Annotated in this window: 11 protein-coding genes, 2 pseudogenes and 1 other annotated feature; of the genes and pseudogenes, 5 read left to right on the forward strand and 8 right to left on the reverse strand. The window is 66.5% G+C overall.

Annotation, left to right across the window (positions count from 1 at the left end; all coding sequences use genetic code 11):
* Positions 1 to 14: 14 nt before the first annotated feature.
* Complete coding sequence (locus IFT55_RS02945) at positions 15 to 2243, reverse strand: hypothetical protein (RefSeq protein ID WP_342029214.1); 2229 nt, start codon at positions 2241 to 2243, stop codon at positions 15 to 17.
* A gap of 241 nt (positions 2244 to 2484) precedes the next feature.
* Here IFT55_RS02945 and IFT55_RS02950 point away from each other — a divergent pair, with 241 nt between their 5' ends.
* The gene (locus IFT55_RS02950) at positions 2485 to 3201 is read left to right on the forward strand and encodes a FadR/GntR family transcriptional regulator (RefSeq protein ID WP_342029215.1); all 717 of its coding nucleotides are present in this window, start codon (positions 2485 to 2487) and stop codon (positions 3199 to 3201) included.
* A gap of 33 nt (positions 3202 to 3234) precedes the next feature.
* Here the strand turns inward: IFT55_RS02950 and IFT55_RS02955 are convergent.
* The 3 genes and pseudogenes from IFT55_RS02955 to IFT55_RS02965 all read right to left on the reverse strand — a co-directional run.
* Positions 3235 to 4272: pseudogene (locus tag IFT55_RS02955) on the reverse strand (glycoside hydrolase family 43 protein); the annotation flags it as partial.
* A gap of 11 nt (positions 4273 to 4283) precedes the next feature.
* Positions 4284 to 5375, reverse strand: a complete 1092-nt coding sequence (locus tag IFT55_RS02960) for an arabinan endo-1,5-alpha-L-arabinosidase (protein ID WP_192088931.1) — start codon at positions 5373 to 5375, stop codon at positions 4284 to 4286.
* 43 nt (positions 5376 to 5418) lie between these two features.
* Positions 5419 to 8298, reverse strand: a complete 2880-nt coding sequence (locus tag IFT55_RS02965; protein WP_192088933.1) for a TonB-dependent receptor — start codon at positions 8296 to 8298, stop codon at positions 5419 to 5421.
* Between the two features lie 188 nt (positions 8299 to 8486).
* Between IFT55_RS02965 and poxB the strand changes: the two genes are divergently transcribed.
* Entirely contained in the window at positions 8487 to 10235 is a 1749-nt protein-coding gene (poxB, locus tag IFT55_RS02970; protein ID WP_192088935.1) for a ubiquinone-dependent pyruvate dehydrogenase, read from the forward strand.
* Here the strand turns inward: poxB and IFT55_RS02975 are convergent.
* The 3 genes from IFT55_RS02975 to IFT55_RS02985 are packed head-to-tail and all read right to left on the reverse strand — an operon-like array spanning position 10232 to position 12902.
* Positions 10232 to 10642, reverse strand: a complete 411-nt coding sequence (locus IFT55_RS02975; RefSeq protein WP_192088937.1) for a TadE/TadG family type IV pilus assembly protein — start codon at positions 10640 to 10642, stop codon at positions 10232 to 10234. The genes poxB and IFT55_RS02975 overlap by 4 nt on opposite strands.
* Positions 10642 to 11151: a TadE/TadG family type IV pilus assembly protein gene (locus IFT55_RS02980; RefSeq protein WP_192088939.1), complete on the reverse strand. Its 510-nt coding sequence runs from the start codon at positions 11149 to 11151 to the stop codon at positions 10642 to 10644. The genes IFT55_RS02975 and IFT55_RS02980 overlap by 1 nt, the downstream gene beginning before the upstream one ends.
* The gene (locus IFT55_RS02985; RefSeq protein WP_192088941.1) at positions 11148 to 12902 is read right to left on the reverse strand and encodes a TadG family pilus assembly protein; all 1755 of its coding nucleotides are present in this window, start codon (positions 12900 to 12902) and stop codon (positions 11148 to 11150) included. The genes IFT55_RS02980 and IFT55_RS02985 overlap by 4 nt, the downstream gene beginning before the upstream one ends.
* A 441-nt stretch (positions 12903 to 13343) precedes the next feature.
* Positions 13344 to 13399, forward strand: a sequence feature (sul1 is cis-regulatory element that is thought to sense ions involved in sulfur or methionine metabolism; They are found in Alphaproteobacteria).
* 72 nt (positions 13400 to 13471) lie between these two features.
* Between IFT55_RS02985 and IFT55_RS02990 the strand changes: the two genes are divergently transcribed.
* On the forward strand, positions 13472 to 14953 hold the full coding sequence (locus IFT55_RS02990) for a SulP family inorganic anion transporter (protein WP_192088943.1): 1482 nt from the start codon (positions 13472 to 13474) through the stop codon (positions 14951 to 14953).
* A 36-nt stretch (positions 14954 to 14989) separates the two neighbouring features.
* On the opposite strand, the gene IFT55_RS02995 is transcribed toward IFT55_RS02990, so the two are convergent.
* A complete protein-coding gene (locus IFT55_RS02995) occupies positions 14990 to 16075 on the reverse strand; it encodes a metallophosphoesterase (protein ID WP_342029216.1) in 1086 nt (361 codons plus the stop codon).
* A gap of 837 nt (positions 16076 to 16912) precedes the next feature.
* Here IFT55_RS02995 and IFT55_RS03000 point away from each other — a divergent pair.
* Positions 16913 to 17503 (forward strand): annotated as a pseudogene (locus IFT55_RS03000) (IS5 family transposase).
* Positions 17504 to 17557: 54 nt separating this feature from the next.
* A complete protein-coding gene (locus IFT55_RS03005) occupies positions 17558 to 18421 on the forward strand; it encodes an exonuclease domain-containing protein (protein ID WP_192088945.1) in 864 nt (287 codons plus the stop codon).
* The last annotated feature ends 10 nt before the right edge of the window (positions 18422 to 18431 follow it).

Consider the following 18431-nt stretch of genomic DNA (forward strand, 5'->3'; position numbering starts at 1 on the left):
TCGATCCTTCACGCTTACAAAGCGGGGGTCAGCCCCTCCGCACGCACCGTCCATCCGCGTTCGGGAAAGCCCGGCGCATGGCCGCGCGATCCGTCCCATCCGCCCGCCATCATTCCCACCGCCAGCAGCAGCGCGCCGTTCGACGGGAAATAGGTTTCGGCGGCCCGACGATATCCCGGCCCATCGGGGTTCTGCGCCATCGCGACGCCCCCCGCACCGCCGACCGTCGGCACCAGATCATTGGCATGTTCGTCCAGATGGACGCGCGGCGTCATGCCGGTCGGGCCCCACTGGTTGTTCTTCAGCGGCGCGAACAGCCAGTCGACCGCCTTGTCGCGTTCGCCCAAACGCGCCGCCGTCATCGCGATCATCGGGAAATCCCAGCCCCATGTCTGGCGGCGGTCCCATGTCGCTTCCATCGCATCGAACGTCCGCCGCATGGTCGCGGCATCGATCCGCGCGCCGGGGATGAAACCATATGCCATCAGGAACGACGGATGATCGCGGTTCTTGCACTCGGGCGCGCTGGCCGTCCCCTTGCACGCCGCCGACGCCGCCGTCCGCCAGAACCCGGTCGCCGATTCGGTCGGCAGATACAGTCCGGCTTCGATTGCAGGCGGTGCGATACGGGCCAGCGCACGGTCCCATTCGGGCTTGCGCGGCTGTCCCTGCCGCTCGCGCCATGCCTGCGCCGTCTGCAATCCCCAGCGGAAATATTCGACTTCGAACGTCGGGTTGCGCGTGGTCAGCGGGTCGTAATTCTCCTGCGCCGGGATCAGCGGCGGCCCGAGGTCCAGCCGCCCGCCCGCGTCCAGCGGCCAGCTTGCCAGCAGGTCGGCGGTCGCCTCCACCACCTCGCCATAGCGTGCGAGCAGGGCAGGATCGCGCCGCGCCCGCCACAGCATCTCGCCCAGCAGGATCGGATGCGGCTGTTGCCACATCAGGAACGGGGAGACGAGGCTGGGGCTGTTGCGCCCTTCCGGGCCGACCATCTTGGGCCACCATGCGCCCCGGACCTTGTGGCGCGCCGCTTCCGCCCGCGCCTTCGGCAGATGCGCGACATACCATGGCATGCTCCGCTCCAGCAGCGCGGGCCGCCCCCACATCGCCTGCCACGCGGCGTGCCACGGATGCATCTCAAGGTGGAACTTGCCGTACCAGCTGTTGGAGAACAGCCCTTCCTCCTGCGGGGGCAGCGATCCCGCGCCGTTGATCGCGGAGAGATATTGCGACAGGACCACCCGGCGCTCCAGCTCGCGTGCGCGCGGATCGGTGCTGCCGGTAAAATCCACCGCCGCGCCATCGGTCCAGAAATGCTGCCAGTGCGCCGCCGCCGCCGCGATCGTCTTGGGTACGTCCGGGTCCGCCCCGCGCGGCGCGTTCGCATCGAACCGCACCGTGAAGCGCAGCCGGTCGCCATTGCCGCCGCCGGCGATGCGCAGCGCCGCGCCGTCGCCCGGCGTCACCCGCCCGTCGCTGACCACCCGCGATCGATAGCGGGTCGCGTCCAGCGTCCGTTCGACCTGCACCGACCGGGCATCGCGCGCCACGACGCGCATCGTTTCCGACGCGCGCGGACGCCAGCCCGACGGATCGGGATTGATCGCCGGATCGACACCGGGATAGCGCACCGACGCGCCCAGCCCGCCCGACGCGACCAGCGGCGAGCGGATCTCGACCGCGATCAGATCGGCGGTCGGATGCACCGCCGTCGTCACCGTCACCGGTTGTCCGTTCAGGCGGAAACTGCTGGTCAGCTGCCCCCGCCACAGGTCCAGCGACTGCCGGGTATCGGTGACCTGCGCGAAGTCGGGTGCCATGCCGTTCAGCGTCAGCGCGATACGGCCCAGCGAGATGCGATGCGGATTGGCGCGCAGCCACGTATAGGCCGGATTGGCGTCACCATCGGCCCAACTGCGCATCCATGCATAGGGCTGCTCCCCCCGCCCGCGCACCGGCACTATCCGCAACCCGTCGCGCTCGACATGGCCCTTGGGGTTGGGAAAGCTGTGCCACGACCATTGCGCCATGGTCAGCAGCGGGGCGAGTTCGGAATATTGCTGCGGAAACGTCTGCAACCCGGTGATGTCGGCGGTGAAGCCCAACTGTCCGTTCCCGATCATCGCCGGTGCATGGCGGTCGATCCGCGACTGCACCACCGCATGCCGCGCGACCAGCGCCTTCCGGTCGATCTTCTTCGGCGTGGCCAGCGCACTTTGGCCCGGAACGGCTGGAAACAGCACGATCCCGCCCGCGATTATCGTGCGAATCCAGTGGCCTGACGCCATCCTCTGCCTGCCGCGTTGCATCTGCGTCTCCGTCTGGTCGGGCGCCATTCGGGTAATCGGGCTTGCTACCGGTGTCAAACTCAACCATGAATCTGTCATACAACAATCGGATCGAAGCAGTACGGTCGGCCTTGCGCGCACCCCCTGCAATCGGTTTGATGACGGCCCGTCGCGGGCGTCGGGGGGAGTACGGAACGTGAGCTTGCTGAAAGAAACCAAGGCCGAGTCGCTGGCCGACGCACTGGTCCAACGCTTCGAACGCCAGATCCTGAACGGCGACCTGAAACCCGGCGCACGCTTCCCGACCGAAAAGACTATCACGGAGGATTTCGCCGTCAGCCGCACCGTGGTGCGCGAAGCGTTCGCGCGGCTGGCGGCACGCGGGTTGCTGACGTCCCGGCGCGGATCAGGCGCCTATGTCGCCGAAACCGCCCGTTATCGCGCGTTCCAGATCACCGCTGACGAGATGCGCGAGATCGACGACGTGCTCAAGCTGCTGGAAATGCGGATCGCGCTGGAGGGGGAAATGGCGACGCTGGCCGCCGAACGCCGTACCGCCGCCGATCTGGCAGCGATGCGCGACGCGCTAGCCGCGATGTCGGAAAGCGAGGATATGGACGCATCGGTCGCCGCCGACGCCCGGTTCCACGGGGCGATCGCGCACGCCACGCGCAACAGCTATTACGTACGGATTACCGAGTTTCTCGGCGTCCGCTTCGTCCCCTCGCGCAAACTATATCTGGGGACGAACGACGAGGACGCGCATCGCGCCTATGCCGCGATGATCAACCGCGACCACGAAGCGATCCTCGACGCGATCGCCGCGCAGGACGCGCAAGGCGCGCGTGAGGCGGCACGGCGGCATATGGAAAAAAGCTATCAGCGGTACGAGGCACTGCGCCACGCGCCATGACGACGCGCGCGCAGAGTCTCGATTTGCTTACCGCAACGGACCGTTCGCCACCGGCGGATCGAATTGCGGCACCCCGGCGGCATTGTACCGGATCGGCTGGACCCGCGTGTGGCGGTTGGGGTCGAGCAGCGGATCGCCGTTGATCTTCTCATAGTCGCGCGCGTGGAACACCAGCATGTCGCGCCCGCGCTCGTCGACCGTGAAGCTGTTGTGGCCCGGTCCGAAGATCTTGTGTTCGGCCGACGTCTTCATCACGGGCACCGGCGATTTGGTCCACGCCGCCGGGTCCATGATATCGGCGTCGTCGCGCGCGATCAGCATGCCGAGGCAATAGCGCGCGTCGGTCGCGCTGGCCGAATAGGTCAGGAACAGCCGGCCGTTGCGCGCCAGCAGCGCGGGCGCTTCCGCCACCTTGTATCCCCGGATTTCCCACGGCAACGTCGGGACGGTCAGCCGCGTCGGTTTCGCCGCCAGCGTCAGCGGGGTGGCGAGCGGAGCCAGATACAGGTTCGAATTGGTCTCGATTCCCGGTTCGCGCTGCGCCCACGACAGATAGCGCGTGCCGCGATGCACGAAGCTGGTCGAATCGAGGTTGAAGCTGTCCCATGGCAACTGCAACTGCCCCAGCACCGACCATGTGCCGGTCATCGGATCGGGGCCGTCGCACGTGATCGCATAGGTGCGGATGCGGAACACGTCCTCCCCGCCGCCGCTGGGTCCGGCGGCGAAATACATGATCCACTTGCCGTCGATCCAGTGAAGTTCGGGTGCCCACAGGAACCCCGACATCGGCCCCGACGCCGGATGCCGCCACAACACCGCCTCGCGTGCGGTCGACAGCCCGGCGATGGTCCGTGAACGACGCAGCACCAGCCGGTCATATTCGGGCACCGACCCGGTCAGATAATACCAGCCGTCGGTATGGCGGAACACCTGCGCATCGGCGCGCTGCCGGACCAGCGGATTGACGATGGCCGCGCTCGAGCCGCGCCGCCGCTGCGCCAACGCAGGGGTGGCGGCGACGGCGGCGGCACCGGCAATGAACAGGCGGCGAGAGAGGATATCGGTCATGTTTTCAATCCTTACTGTGGCACCGGCCAGCCGTCGGCATCCCATGTCAGCCGCTGGATCTGAAGGGTCGGCGCGCCGTTCCGCTGCGTGTCATAGGCGTGATAGACGATATGATCGCCGGCGGTATCCTGAAGGATCGCGACATGCCCGCGCCCGACATAGCGCGCGCCGGTTCCCTGCGCCGATGCCAGCACCGCCGATCCGCCGCCGTCGAGCATCGATCGGCCGGCCTTGTCCAGATACGGCCCGGTCACGGTGCGCGACCGGCCGACGACGGTGTTGTACGTGCTGTTCGCACCCTGACAGCAACTGTCGAACGATGCGAACAGGTAATAATAGTCGCCGTGCCGCACCACGAACGGTGCCTCGACCGCGCCCGGCGCGGGACGCGTCGCCAGCGAATGGATCGTCGGTTCGCTGGCCAGCCGCAGACCGGTGGCAGGGTCCAGCCGGATCAGCTTGATCCCTGCGAAGAAGCTGCCGAACGCCATCCATTCGCGGCCCTCTGCATCGGTGAACACCGCCGGATCGATCGCGTTGAACGTGTCGGCGCTGGTCGACTGGATCACCGCGCCCTTGTCGGTCCAGCCCGCAGCAGGCGAATTGAGGCTGAGCGCGCTGTTGGTGGTCAGCCCGATCGCCGACCGGTTGCTGCCGAACGTCGATACCGAATAATAGAGGCGGTATTCGCTGCCGCGCTTGACGATATCGGGCGCCCAGATGCCGCTGGTGCCGGGGACGGCGGTCGTCGCCCATGCCGGCAGCGCGGTATAGGCTGGCCCACGGAACGTCCACGCGGTCAGATCGGTCGAGGTGCGCGTGGCGAGCAGCCCTTCGCGATCCGCGACCGCGCCGGTCGCGAACAGGTAATAGGTATTGCCGTCCTTCAGGATCGCGGGATCGTGCACCGGCGACGTATCGCCGGTCAGCGCAAGGCCCACCGGGGCGGGTGCGGCCGTCGCGGTGGCGGTCGGCGTGGGGGTCGGCGTCGGCACGGGTGCGGCGGGCGTCTGGATGTTGCCGCTGGCATCGGCACCCGAAATGCCTTCGCAACCGGTCAGGAGCAGGACGAGGGCGGCAAGCGGAAGCGTGGACCGGATCATGGGGTCTCTCCGAAGAAATGGGGGTTCGCGAGCGGCGCGTCGATCAGTCGAGCGAGAAGCGCAGGCCGACCGCGAAGGTCCGCGACAGCAGCGTGGTGCCGAGGTTGAACTGGTCGGCGTTGCCCGCATCCTCGAACCGGTAGTAATTCTGCTGCGTCCGGTTGGTCAGGTTCACCGCGTCCAGCGTCAGCCCCAGCCGGTCGGTGATGCCGTAGGTCAGCTGGAAATCGAGGCTGCTTTCGGGCCGACGCCACACGCCGATCGGATTGGCGAACAGCCGCGCCTCGTTATTGGCAAGGAACTCCTTGCGCCACACATAGGACAGCCGGGCACCCAGCCCGCCGCGCTCATAGGCCAGCGTGGCGTTGTACGACAGGTCGGACACGCCGAAGAACGCCGATTCGGTCTCGCCCGTCACGACGCCGGCGGCATCGGTCAACGGAATGTTCTGCTTGGAATCGAGCAGCGTCAGGCTGCCCTGCACGCCCAGCCCGTCGAGGAACGACGGCAGATAGGTCGGGAAGTAGGTCAGCCCCAGTTCGATGCCCTTCAGCACGCCGTTCGACGCGTTTTCGGGGCGGGTGACGGCAAAGACGTTCGTGTTCTGTCCGGTGTTCGGGATCGTCAGCACCGATGTCAGCGGCACGACCAGCCCGTCGATCTCGCGCCGGAAGACCGTGCCATAGATCGCGCTGTTGCGGTCGAAATACCATTCGGCCGACAGGTCGTAATTCTTGGCGACGGTCGGCCGCAGGCCGGGGTTGCCCGCGCTGCCCGTGCCACGCCCGATTCCGGTCAGATCGCCCGCAAGGTTGAAATTGGGGTTCAGATCGGCAAATCCCGGCCGACGCAGCGTTTCGCCGTAATTGAACCGCACCCGGAAATCGCTCGTCACGTCGTACCGCAGCGTGACGCTGGGCAGAAAACGCTCGGTGCCTTGCGACGCGCCGGTGACCGCGCCGGTCAGCCGGTCGGTAAAGACCAGATCGGTGTCGACATCGACATAGCGCACGCCCGCCTGCACATGGAACGCGCGGCCGAACATGTCGAACTGCCCATCCGCCATCGCATAGGCGGTCATCGATATCTCGTTGATGTCGAACACGTCGATCATCGACAACTGATCGGACAGCAGGATGCCGGGGTCGACCGATCCGCGGTACAGCTGCCGGATCGCATCGGCGTTTTCGTAAATATACTGACCGCTGGGGACCAGCCACGAGGTCGGCACGCTGGCGCGCCCGTCGAAGAAGTCGCTGTTGGTCAGTTGCAGCCCGGGGTCGAGCGTCGAGAATTTGCGGCCCAGACCGGGGGCGTCCTGCGTCCGAACCGAATCCATCGCGTTGCGATTGTCGACGCGGATACCGGCCTTCACCTTGCGCAGGAACCCGTCCTCCCACGCCTTTTCACCGTCCAGATGCAGCGTCAGCGCATCGCCCTTCGACCGGTTGGCGTTGTCGTAGAATTCGCCGACGTCCCACTGCGCCGGGTCGACCAGCAGCGCATTATCGTCGAAATTATAGGCCGGGATGCCGTCGCGGGTGTTGAAATCCACGTCGATCCGCCGCGCGACCCGGCTGATCCGCATCGCGAGGAACTGCGTGTCGAACTGGCTGGTCTGGTACGACAGGTCGGCGACGATCCGGGCACCCTCGCCCACTTCCCAGTTGCCGTTCAGCGCATAGACGAAGCTGTCGGTCTTCGACCGGGTATAATCGCCGCTGTTGAAGCCGAACACGTCGCCGACCGACCGCGCCTTGATGATGTTGGTGTCGGGAAACAGCTCGATCGTCGATCCGGGATTGGTGCCCAGCCCGCCCCACCAGTCGACGAAGCTGAAGAACAGGCTGTTCTGCGTCGTCGACTTGAACTGGTTCCAGAAGAATTCGGCGGTGTAGGTCGAACTGCTGTTCGGCGACCATTGCACCGCCGCGTTCACCGCCGGGCGCTCGCGCGTGCCGGTCACGTCGGGGCTGAACACCGCGTCGCGCGACAGGTAATAGGGCACCTGACGCCCGCCGAGCAGGAAGGTCGATCCGGCGGCGGTCGGCAGACCGCGTTCGGTGCCGGGCTGCCATGCACCGGTTTCGGGGAAGACGCGCTGCAACGGGGTGAAGCCCGGCGGCGGATTTTCAGTCACGAACGGCACCATCGCGCCCGACGTGACGCTCATGTCGCGATACTTCGTCTTGGCGTAGCTGCCGCTGACGAGGATGCCGATATCGCCGATCCCGGTTTCCCACCGGTTGCTGATCAGGCCCGACAGGTTGGGATTAAACGTATCCGCCTGTTCGTTATAGATTCCGCGCGCGACGCCCGACATCGCGAAGCCGTCGAAATCGAACGGACGCCGGGTGAACACGTCGATCTGTCCCGCAATGCCGGTTTCGATCTGGTCGGCGGCGCGCGTCTTGTACACGTCGATCCGCTTGACGAGGTTCGCCGGAATGTCGGCCAGCGCGAACGCCTGACCCGACGCGGTGAAGATGTTGCGCCCGTTCATCGTGGTCAGCGCATCGGGCAGGCCGCGGATCGAAATGCCCGCCGCTTCGCCGCCCGCGCGGTTGGTCACCTGGATGCCGCTCAGCCGCTGCAACGCCTCGATCACATTGTTGTCGGGCAGCTTGCCGACATCCTCGGCGACGATCGAGTCGACCACCTGCGTCGCGTTGCGCTTGACGTTCAGCGCGCCGACAATCGACGCCCGCACGCCAGTGACGATGATTTCTTCCGCATCGTCCGCCTGCGCCTCGCGCGCCGGGGTGCCGTCCGACGCCTGTTCCGGCGCATCGGTGGGCGTGCCGAGCGGCGCGCCGATTCCGTCGGGCGTGTTTGCCGGCGGTGCGACCTGCGCGATGGCGGGCGCGCAGCACAACAGCGCGACCGACGATACCGATGCAAGAATAACGGTCCTGGCGACCATATGCCCTCTCCCTGGACGAACCCTTTGTGGATTTCGATATACTCCCACAAATACACACGGATTGGTGCGAGTACAGCGAAAAGTACGAGTATTCGATCGCCGGACGACCACGCACGCGATTGCACCCCGATCGTCGCCTTGTGCGTTGCGGCATCGTTCCCCTCAAAATACCGCCGCGGAGTCGTGCCATGTTCAAGCCCACCGTCGCCGACCTGTTCGCCGAAACGCTCGCGCTTGCCGGAGTCGAGCGGATCTACGGCGTCGTCGGCGACAGCCTGAACGGACTGACCGACAGCCTGCGGCGACAGGGCAGGATCGAATGGGTCCATGTCCGCAACGAGGAAGCAGCCGCCTTCGCCGCCGGGGCGGAGGCGCAGTTGACCGGCCGGCTGGCGGTGTGTGCCGGGTCGTGCGGGCCGGGCAACCTGCACCTCATCAACGGCCTGTATGATTGCCACCGCACCCGCGTACCGGTGCTCGCGATCGCCGCGCAGATTCCCAGCGCCGAGATCGGGTCGAACTATTTTCAGGAAACGCGCCCCGAAGCGCTGTTCCGCGAATGCAGCGTCTATTGCGAAACCGTTTCCGACGCGGATCAGATGCCGCGCACGCTGGAAACCGCGATCCGTGCGGCCGTCGGGCATCGCGGCGTGTCGGTGATCGCGATGCCGGGCGACGTCGCGTTGCGGTCCGCGATGGCCGGGGCGGCGCGATCCGCCGACGCGCTGTTGCCGCCCGCCGCCGTGACCGTTCCGGCGGATGCCGATCTGGATCGGCTGGCGGCGATGCTCAACGGAGCGGGCAAGGTGACGATCCTCGCCGGACGCGGATGCCGCACGGCACATGCCGAACTGGTGCAACTCGCCGCGACGCTTCAGGCGCCCGTGGTCCATGCGCTGGGCGGCAAGGAATTCGTCGAATACGACAATCCCTATGACGTCGGCATGACCGGACTGATCGGCTTTTCCAGCGGCTACGACGCGATGATGGCATGCGACGTGCTGTTGATGCTCGGCACCGATTTTCCCTATCGCCAATTCTATCCGACCGAGGCGAAGGTCGCACAGATCGACCTGCGTCCCGAAAATCTGGGCCGGCGCACCGCGATCGATATCGGCCTGACCGGCGACGTCGGCGCGACGCTGGCCCGGTTGCTGCCGCGCCTGACCGGCGGGCGCGACGGCGACTTCCTGCAATCGGCGCTGGAGAACTATGCCGAAGCGCGGCGCGGACTGGACGATCTGGCGCACGGCACCCCCGGCAGCGGCATCCTCCACCCCCAGCATGTCGCGCGCGTCGTCAGCGACCTTGCCGCCGACGATGCCGTCTTCGCCTGCGATGTCGGCACACCGACGGTATGGGCCGCGCGCTATCTGGCGATGAACGGGCGTCGTCGACTGATCGGATCGTTCAACCACGGATCGATGGCGAACGCCCTGCCGCAGGCGATCGGCGTGCAGGCCGCGCTGCCCGACCGACAGGTCGTGACGCTATCGGGCGACGGCGGGCTGGCGATGCTGATGGGCGAGTTGCTGACCGTTCGCCAGCTTGGATTGCCGGTCAAGATCGTGGTGTTCAACAACGGCACGCTGGGCTTCGTCGAAATGGAGATGAAGGCGGCGGGCCTGATCGAAACCGGCGTCGCGCTCGACAATCCGGATTTCGCGGCGATGGCGCGCGCCATGGGGCTGCACGGCGTCCGCGTCACCGATCCCGGCGATATCGAGGCCGGCGTGCGCGAGGTGCTGGCCCATCCCGGCCCCGCGCTGCTCGACGCCGTGACCGCACGCACCGAATTGTCCATGCCGCCCAGGATCACGCTCGAACAGATGAGGGGATTTTCGCTCTATATGGCGAAAGCGATCCTGAGCGGTCGCGGCGACGAGGTGATCGAACTGGGCAAGACCAACGCCGGTCTGTTGAAACGCTTGTTCTAACTTACCGTCGGGAAACAGGCCGACGCCTCCAGCGAGGTCGGACCGGCGGGCAGCAGGCCGCTGGCGACACGGTACGGCAGCGCGATCGACACGCGGTTCATGCCGCTGACCGCGTTGCACGTCTGGTTGGCGGCGGTGGTGACGGTCGCCTTGCCCAGTGAAACCCCCCGGTCGATCGCGAGCGACCGGGCATAGGCCTGTACCGCGCTGTCGGAATTGCAACTCGCGGTGCCCAGCGCCATGCAGCGCGCGCTGTTCACGGCGATTTCCTGTATCGTCTGCCGGGTCCATTGCATGCGGCCGCCCTCGACCAGCAACAGGATGAAGACCAGCAGCACCGGCGCGACCAGTGCGAACTCGACCGCGCTCGCGCCCGACCGGTTCGAGGGGAGGGATCGCAGGCGCATCATTGCAGCCGTACCGTCGTGGTGCCTTCGATAATCTGCCCGTTCAGCCAGCGGTTCGGCACGATCGTCCGATAGGGCCGCGTCCCCGCGACCGTCAGATAGAAGCCCGATGTCGCCCCGCCGGCGCACGTCGCGCCGCAGACGCCGGTCGGGACGAACGTGACCGGTTTGCCCGGACCGACACAGGCGCAGGCGCGGTCCGACGGCGGCGTCGCGCAGCTTTGCTGGTTGCCGTTGCACGACACGGTGGCGCTGACCGCCAGCCCCGACCCGGCGCTGGCGGCGACATATTGCGACAGCTGTCGCGTGTCCACCGCCCCGCCGCGCATGTTGTAGGCAAGGATCGACGCCTGCCTGACCGCGCCGTTCAGCCGGTCGGACTGGAGCAGATAGTTGGCGAAATCCAGACAGGGGACTAGCGCGCCGAGGATCAGCACCGACCACAGCGCGAACTCGACGGCGGCGACCCCGCGCCGGTCGTGTACGAAGCGCCGGAAACGGCGGATCATCGAACCAGACTCACATTGCCGCTCCCGCCGCCATTGCCCATGCTGGGACACGCCGTAGCCGCGCTCGGGCCGCTGGTCAGCGTCACCGTGCTGGCGATGATCGAGAAACACGGACCGGTCGCGGTCGCCCCCCCGCTCATCTGGAAATCCGAATTGGGGACATAGATGACGCCCGAATACCGGTCATGCGTTCCGCCGCCCAATATGGTCGCCGCCGTCGACTTGGTCGCGAACAGAATTTCCGCGACGCCGACCGACGATCCGGCGGCGGGTGCCGCAAGGTCGATCGACGTGCCGCCCGACGCGTTGAGCGTCCCTGCCAGAATGAAGCTGACATTGCTTCCCGCCATCGTGCCCCCCGTGTTGTTCGTGAAGCTGCCGTTGATCGTGTAGATGCCGGCACCGAAGGTCGAACTGCCGTTCAGGTTCAGGTTGCCGTTGATCAGGTGATTGACGGTCGATCCGAACACCAGCGTACTGCCGCCCGACGTGGTGACCGCGCCGTTCGCGCTGAACGCCCCGTCGCCGAACGTCAGCGTGCTGCCCCCCGACAGGTTGATCGCGGTACCCGAACCGTTGTTGCCGATCGCGTATTTCCCTGCCCCGATCGACACGCTGCTCCCCCCGCCATCGACGAGGATCGCCCCGGTGACATCCAGATCCCCCGCCCCGATCGTCGCGACGGCACCGCCGCTGATCGATATCTGACCGAAATAATGGCGTCCGGCCCCGATCGTCATCGACGTACCCCCGCCGAGCGAGATCGGCCCCGCGATCGTCACCGGCCCGTCGCCCAGAATGAGACCGCCGCCGCCGCCCACGTTCACGCTGCCGCTGACCGTCACGGTGGAGGGGCCGGGGATCTTCAGCTTCAGGCCGGCGGTATTCAGGTTACGGATGTTGTACGTGCCCGCTGGGAACGTCCAGATATTGTCCGCCAGCGTTCCGGTGCGCCCTTCGAACGTCATCGTCGTTGGATAATAGCCGAGCGACAGGTCGCTGCCCGCCGGCACGGTCGGCATCGTCGGCGCGGTGAAGCTGCCCAGCTTGCCGAACGCCGTCGCCAATGCGGCGCTCGACGCAAGCGGGTCGGCGGTCCTGTTGGAACGCTTGACCTGCTTGCCCTGAAGGCTGCTGCCGCCTTCCGCGCTGGCGCTGGTTCCGTACGTGATCGACCCGCTCGCCTTGATCGTGCTGCCGCCCGCCGTACTGGTCGCGCCGGACGACTGAGTCGCCTTCGCGGTGATCGACGATCCCCCTGTGGCACTGATAGAACTGTTCGAAATGACGGCGCAGTCGGGCGCGCTGATTTTCGTCCCGCCCGACAGCGACACGCCGGTGCCCGCCGACAGCGCGAGGATGCAGGGCACGGCGGACGCGCTGGAAAGCGACGCCACGGCGGTGATGGTGACGTCGTACGACGCGCTGGTCGTGAAGATCCGCGCGAAATACAGCGGCACTGGCTGTCGGATCGTCACCTGTACGGCATCGGCCACCGTCGCGCTGAAATTGGTCAGGTGGCTGACCGTCACGTCGCCCGAAGCGATGCCGTTGGCCCGCGCCACGTCCTGCGCCGCCGTCGTCAGCGTCGCGTCGACCGGGTTGGTGACATAGGCGTTGGCGGCGGCCAGCGCGGCGGCGTCGGCCGCGCCCTGGAACCGGATCTTCTTCTGGTGCCCCTGCCCCAGCTCGATCGAAAATGCCGCGATGCCGATCATCGAGACCAGCGAGAAGACGCCGATGATGCTCACCCCGCCCTTGCGATCCTTCGCCAGACGCGCGATCCCGGCGGCCGATCCCGCCGCGAGGGATTCCAGACCAAGGAATCCGGGAAGACGAATAATCGGTTTCCTATCCGTATCTTCCGGGCGCCTGTCCATACGTCAAGTTAACCGCCAGTCGTAAATAAACCGAAAACGGATCTATCCAGTTGCCGCTGCCGTCAGCGCGCCGCCAAACCCGGTCTAACCTGCGGGTTTATTCACCGAGTCGCGAATTTCATGCCGGAGCAGACGATATGCCGGAATGGTCGCGATACATCATTCGATAACAACGGAAATACTACGCTGTTGCTTGATCGTCGCGATCGATCCGGTGACGCGCCCGCTCGACCGGAAAGCGTCCGACGGGTAGCGGACACCCCGCCCCGCCCTTGCGCCCGCGCGTCCTTCGCGGTAGCGGGCGATCATTCGTATGGACCCGGTGCAATTCCGGGTGGCTATTCCGGCCGCCGATCCGCCGGACAACGCACACCGCCCTGAACGACGCGCCCCGCCCATCGGCGGCGTCCGTCCGTGCGGCTCATGCGGACCTAATTTCGATGACCAGTTTTTCCCTTTCCACCTATCGCCGCGAATGGTTCGACGGCGCGGCGGGCGCCCGGCGCGACGTGCTGGCCGGCATGGTCGGCACCTTCGCGCTGATCCCCGAAGTCATCGCATTCTCGTTCGTCGCGGGCATCGATCCCGAAGTCGGCCTGTTCGCGTCGTTCGTGATCGGCATCGTTATCGCCGTGGCGGGCGGTCGACCCGCGATGATCTCCGGCGCGGCGGGTTCGGTCGCGCTGGTCGCCGCCGCGCTGGTCCATGCGCACGGCCTGCCCTATCTGTTGGCCGCGACGGTCCTTGCCGGACTGTTCCAGATCGTGTTCGGGCTGATCGGCCTCGACGTGGTGATGCGCTTCGTGTCGCGATCGGTCCGTACCGGGTTCGTCAACGCGCTGGCGATCCTGATCTTTTCGGCACAGGTGCCGCAGATGCTGGGCGTGACGTGGCACAGCTATGCGATGATCGCGCTGGGCCTCGCGATCATCTATCTGCTGCCTCGGCTGACCACCGCGATCCCGTCGCCGCTGATCTGCATCGTCGTGCTGACCGCGATCGCCACCGCGTTTCCCATGTCGCTGCCGACCATCGCCGATCTCGGCCGGCTGCCGTCATCGCTGCCCGCGTTCGCGCTGCCGTCCGTGCCCGCCGCATGGGACACGCTGGTGATCGTCGCGCCCTATGCGCTGGCGATGGCGGCGGTCGGGCTGCTCGAATCGATGATGACCGCCAGCGTCGTCGACGACCTGACCGAAACCACCAGTTCCAAGGCGCGCGAATGCAGCGGCCTCGGCCTCGCCAACGTCGCCGCCGGGCTGTTTGGCGGCATCGCGGGGTGCGGCATGATCGGCCAGACGGTCGGCAATATCCGCTATGGCGGACGCGGAAGGCTGTCGACGCTGGTCGCCGGAGTTTTCCTGCTGGTGGTCATGGTGCCGCTGCGCCCATGGGTGGCGCAGGTGCCGGTCGCGGCGCTGGTCGCGATCATGATCATGGTGTCGATCAGCACCTTTTCATGGACGTCGCTGCGCGATCTGGTCCGCCACCCGCGCGTGTCGGGCGTGGTGATGCTGGCGACGGTGGCGGTGACGGTCGCAACGCACGACCTGTCGGCGGGCGTCGCGGTCGGCGTGCTGCTCAGCGGCGTCTTCTTCGCGTTCAAGGTCACGCGGCTGATGGACGTCGCGGTCGACTATGACGCCACCGCCGACCGCCGGACCTACCGCGTCACCGGCCAGATCTTCTTCGCCAGCGCCGATATCTTCGCCGACCGCTTCGACCTGCGCGACACGGCGGCACACGTCCGCATCGACCTGACGCACGCGCATCTGTGGGACGTCACGGCGGTCGGCGCGCTGGAGGATATCGTCGCGCGCATGCGCCGACACGGCATCGCGGTGGAGGTCATCGGCCTGAACGCCGCCAGCGCGATCCTCGTCGACCGTCATGCGCCACTGGTGCGCGATCCCGCCATCTGAACCGCGCCGGCCGCGCGGCGGGAAGCGCCGTCGCGGTCAGCGTGCCGGGCGCAGGATGAACCGGGTCATTTCGGACGGCTTGCCAAGGCGCAACGCAAAGCCCGGCCACAATGCGGTGCCGTTGCTGACGTACAGCGTCATGCCGCCGACCTGATATCGCCCGGATACGAACCCGCCATTGGCGCGCGCGACGATCCGGTCGAGCCCGACGATCATCCCGCCATGGGTATGGCCCGACATCTGAAGCGCGACACCGCGTGCCGCCGCACGCGGAGACTCGCGCGGCTGGTGGTCCATCAGGACGATCGGCACCCCCGCCGGCGCACCGGCCAGCGCCGCGTTCAGGTCCGGCCCGGCCTCTCCGACCGACGGCGCTGACAGGTCGGTCACACCCGCCAGCGTCAACTGACCCTCATCCCGCCGCAGCACGACATGCCGGTTGGGCAGCATCCGAAAGCCAAGGCCGGTCAGGTGCCGCATCCATGCGCCGTAATCGAAGAAATATTCATGATTGCCCGGAATGGCATAGATGCCGTCCGTGGCACGCAGCGCGCGCAGCGGCGCCACCTCGTCGCGCCGCATCGCGACCGATCCGTCGATGAAGTCGCCGGTAACGACGATCAGGTCGGCCCCCGCCCCGTTCGCGCGCTCGACCATCCGCGTCGCCCAGTCGGCGGTGAACAGCCGGCTGAGGTGCAGGTCGGTCAGTTGCAGCACGCGATATCCGTCGAACGCGGGCGACAGGCCGCGCACCTCGACCACCACGTCGCGGACCGGCGGCACGCGCAACGCATTGGCGACACCGATCGCGGCCAGCGTCCCCGCGACGCCCGCAATGGTATAACGGACCGCATCGGGCACGCCCGCTCCGCCGCGCAGCACCAGCGTTCCGACGTCCAGAACCAGCTGCAACACCGCCAGCAGCACCATCGTGCCGAATGCCCAGTTGAACGCGATCACGACCTCGCGCGGAAACTCCGGCGCGAACACCGATCCCGACGAAAGGCGGCTCCAGAAATGATATTGCGATGCCGCCAGCAGTAGGATCGCGATCGCGACCTTCGCCGAACCCAGCATCGTCAGCGGCAACAGCCATCGCACGATGACGAGCAGGCAGGGCACGGCGAAAACAAGGTGAAAGATCGGTCGTCTCCGGTCGGCTGGCGGCGGGTCGGCCGCACTATGCTGCGGGGCCACCACGATGGCGAGCAATAGGCCGGATCGCCATTCGGCGCGAGGGTGCTTCTGCCGCCCGTACGAGCGTTGCCCCGCACCTGTTCAGGAGTCCACCGTGCAACCATAGTAGGCGGTCGACCCACTGTCAGCATCGCTTGCGGTCGGGTGGACCCCGGAACTCCTGAGAGGTGATGAAAGGAGGCCGATCCCTCGTCGAATGTCAGTCCGGCCTCGACGCCGCCCACCTTCGCCATCGAAGTCGCGAACCCATAAACGCCTCCGCCGTTATTTGGACGGGCGGACGCTTGTGAGCTTCTCGACGAGGACGGTTCTGGTGGCATCGCCAAGATAGCGTTTTTCGTGGGTGTTGAGACTTACGCGCCCGACCAGCACCACCTTGAACGTTCCCCATGGTGGCTCAGGCTTTTTCCACCGCGCTGACTTGCGGGCCGCTGCGTCCAATTGTTCGCATACACCTCGGGCACACTTGATAGATGCGTGATCGCCATCTTGCAGCAGTTTTCCCGTGGTGTCCTGACATTGCTCGAACCGACTGTTCTCAAAGTTGGTGAACCAAGTGCAGGTAAGAGCGCGGCGCGCTCCGAAGGCTTCGCCGTCGAAGGTCAGATTGTGTTGTCCGGAAGGGACCATGGACGCCAAAGAAAGGACAGCGAGTCTCCACATACGTGCACCATACCCTCCCGTTCACTGTCCGCAATCGCGTCAGCGGACCTTTCGCAGTGCGCTGACTTCTGCTTCAGCGTCGGTATGAGCCGATAGGATCTGACCGACTTCGGGTGGCGCGTGGTCGAGCCGCTGCTGCCCGACAAGCCGCGAGGCGTGCCGCTCGTCGATGATCGCCGCCTGCTGAACGGCATCTTCTGGGTGCTACGCTCCGGTGCGCCGTGGCGCGACCTTTCGGAGCGGTATGGTCCACCCACCACCTGCTACAACCGCTTCAACCGATGGCGGCGGGCAGTTGTGTGGGACCGGCTAATGAACGCGATCATCGCAACGCACGACGGCCAATTGAAATGATCGACAGCACCTTCATCCGAGCGGGTCAGCAGAACGGGACGGCAAAAAAAGGGGGGCCAGATCATTGTCTCGGCAGCAGCTGACGCGGGCTCGCGACCGACATCCACGCCGACCGCATTCGCGAGTTGATCCAGGATCAGGGCGCTACGCAAATGAAAGCCGTGCTTCAACAAGCGGCTCTACCGCGACCGCAACCTGGTCGAACGGTTCTCCTCTAAGCTGAAGCGCTTCCGATACCTAGCCACTCGCTACGACAAGCTTGCTGCCAACTTCCTCGTTATGGTCCAACTTGCCTCGATACGCCTTTGGCTGCGCGCTTATGAGACTACAGCCTAACGCGGCGGCGTCACCGATCTGGCACCCGGCGCGCACGTTGCTATATCGGGGGCAATGCGCCCTGCCCCCTTCGCGACCGCTGCCGATCCGGCGCCCGATTTCGTCGTCATCGACGTTGAAACCGCCTGTTCGCGCGTCAGCAGCATCTGTCAGGTCGGGATCGTCGGCTTTCGCGACGGTCGCGAAACCTTTGCCTATGAAACGCTCGTCGACCCTTGCGACGAATTTCACGCCGCCAATATCCGCATCCATGGCATCGCTGCCGAACGGGTGATCGGCCAGCCGACCTTCGCGCAACTCCATGCGGCGATCGACGGGCATCTGACCGGGCGCATCACCGTGGCGCATTCGCATTTCGACAAGGGCGCGCTCGCCGCCGCATGCCGCATCCATGATCGCCCGACGATCGAGACGCGCTGGCTGGACAGCGTGCGCGTGGCGAAGCGGGCATGGCCCGACCTTCCCAACCACCGCCTTGGCGGACTGGCGCGTTATCTGGGGATCGCGCACCGCCACCATGACGCGCTGAGCGATGCCCGCGCCGCCGGTTGGGTGATCGTCAAGGCGATCGACCATACCGGCCTGTCGCTGGCCGACTGGATGGCCCCGCCGCGCCCGCCGGGACCGGCACCCCGCCCCGCCGCCGATGGCCCGCTGCGCGGCGAACGCATCGCGATCCTCGGCGAACCGCGCGACGGCGCAGTGGCGCGGACCGTTGCGGCGATGGGCGGCACCGTGATGACCGCGCCGGGATCGACCACGACGATGCTGGTCGTCGCCGCCGCCGAACCCTATCCGCTGTCGATCCGACGCAGCCCGTTATGGCAACGCGTGCAACAGCTTACCGCCGCCGGCCGTCCGATCCGCGTCGTGACCGCCGCCACGATCGCGGCGCTGGGCCAGTCCGTGAGCGCCTGACCCGGAACCG

It is taken from the genome of Sphingomonas sp. CFBP 13720 (assembly GCF_014842075.1).
GTDB lineage: Bacteria > Pseudomonadota > Alphaproteobacteria > Sphingomonadales > Sphingomonadaceae > Sphingomonas.

What these genes read in the sequence shown, in the direction of transcription:
- IFT55_RS02960 (WP_192088931.1), bottom strand. Translation starts at nt 5,375, where the DNA reads ATGATCCGGTCCACGCTTCCGCTTGCCGCCCTCGTCCTGCTCCTGACC.
- IFT55_RS02965 (WP_192088933.1), bottom strand. Translation starts at nt 8,298, where the DNA reads ATGGTCGCCAGGACCGTTATTCTTGCATCGGTATCGTCGGTCGCGCTG.
- poxB (WP_192088935.1), top strand. Translation starts at nt 8,487, where the DNA reads ATGTTCAAGCCCACCGTCGCCGACCTGTTCGCCGAAACGCTCGCGCTT.
- IFT55_RS02975 (WP_192088937.1), bottom strand. Translation starts at nt 10,642, where the DNA reads ATGCGCCTGCGATCCCTCCCCTCGAACCGGTCGGGCGCGAGCGCGGTC.
- IFT55_RS02980 (WP_192088939.1), bottom strand. Translation starts at nt 11,151, where the DNA reads ATGATCCGCCGTTTCCGGCGCTTCGTACACGACCGGCGCGGGGTCGCC.
- IFT55_RS02990 (WP_192088943.1), top strand. Translation starts at nt 13,472, where the DNA reads ATGACCAGTTTTTCCCTTTCCACCTATCGCCGCGAATGGTTCGACGGC.
- IFT55_RS03005 (WP_192088945.1), top strand. Translation starts at nt 17,558, where the DNA reads ATGCGCCCTGCCCCCTTCGCGACCGCTGCCGATCCGGCGCCCGATTTC.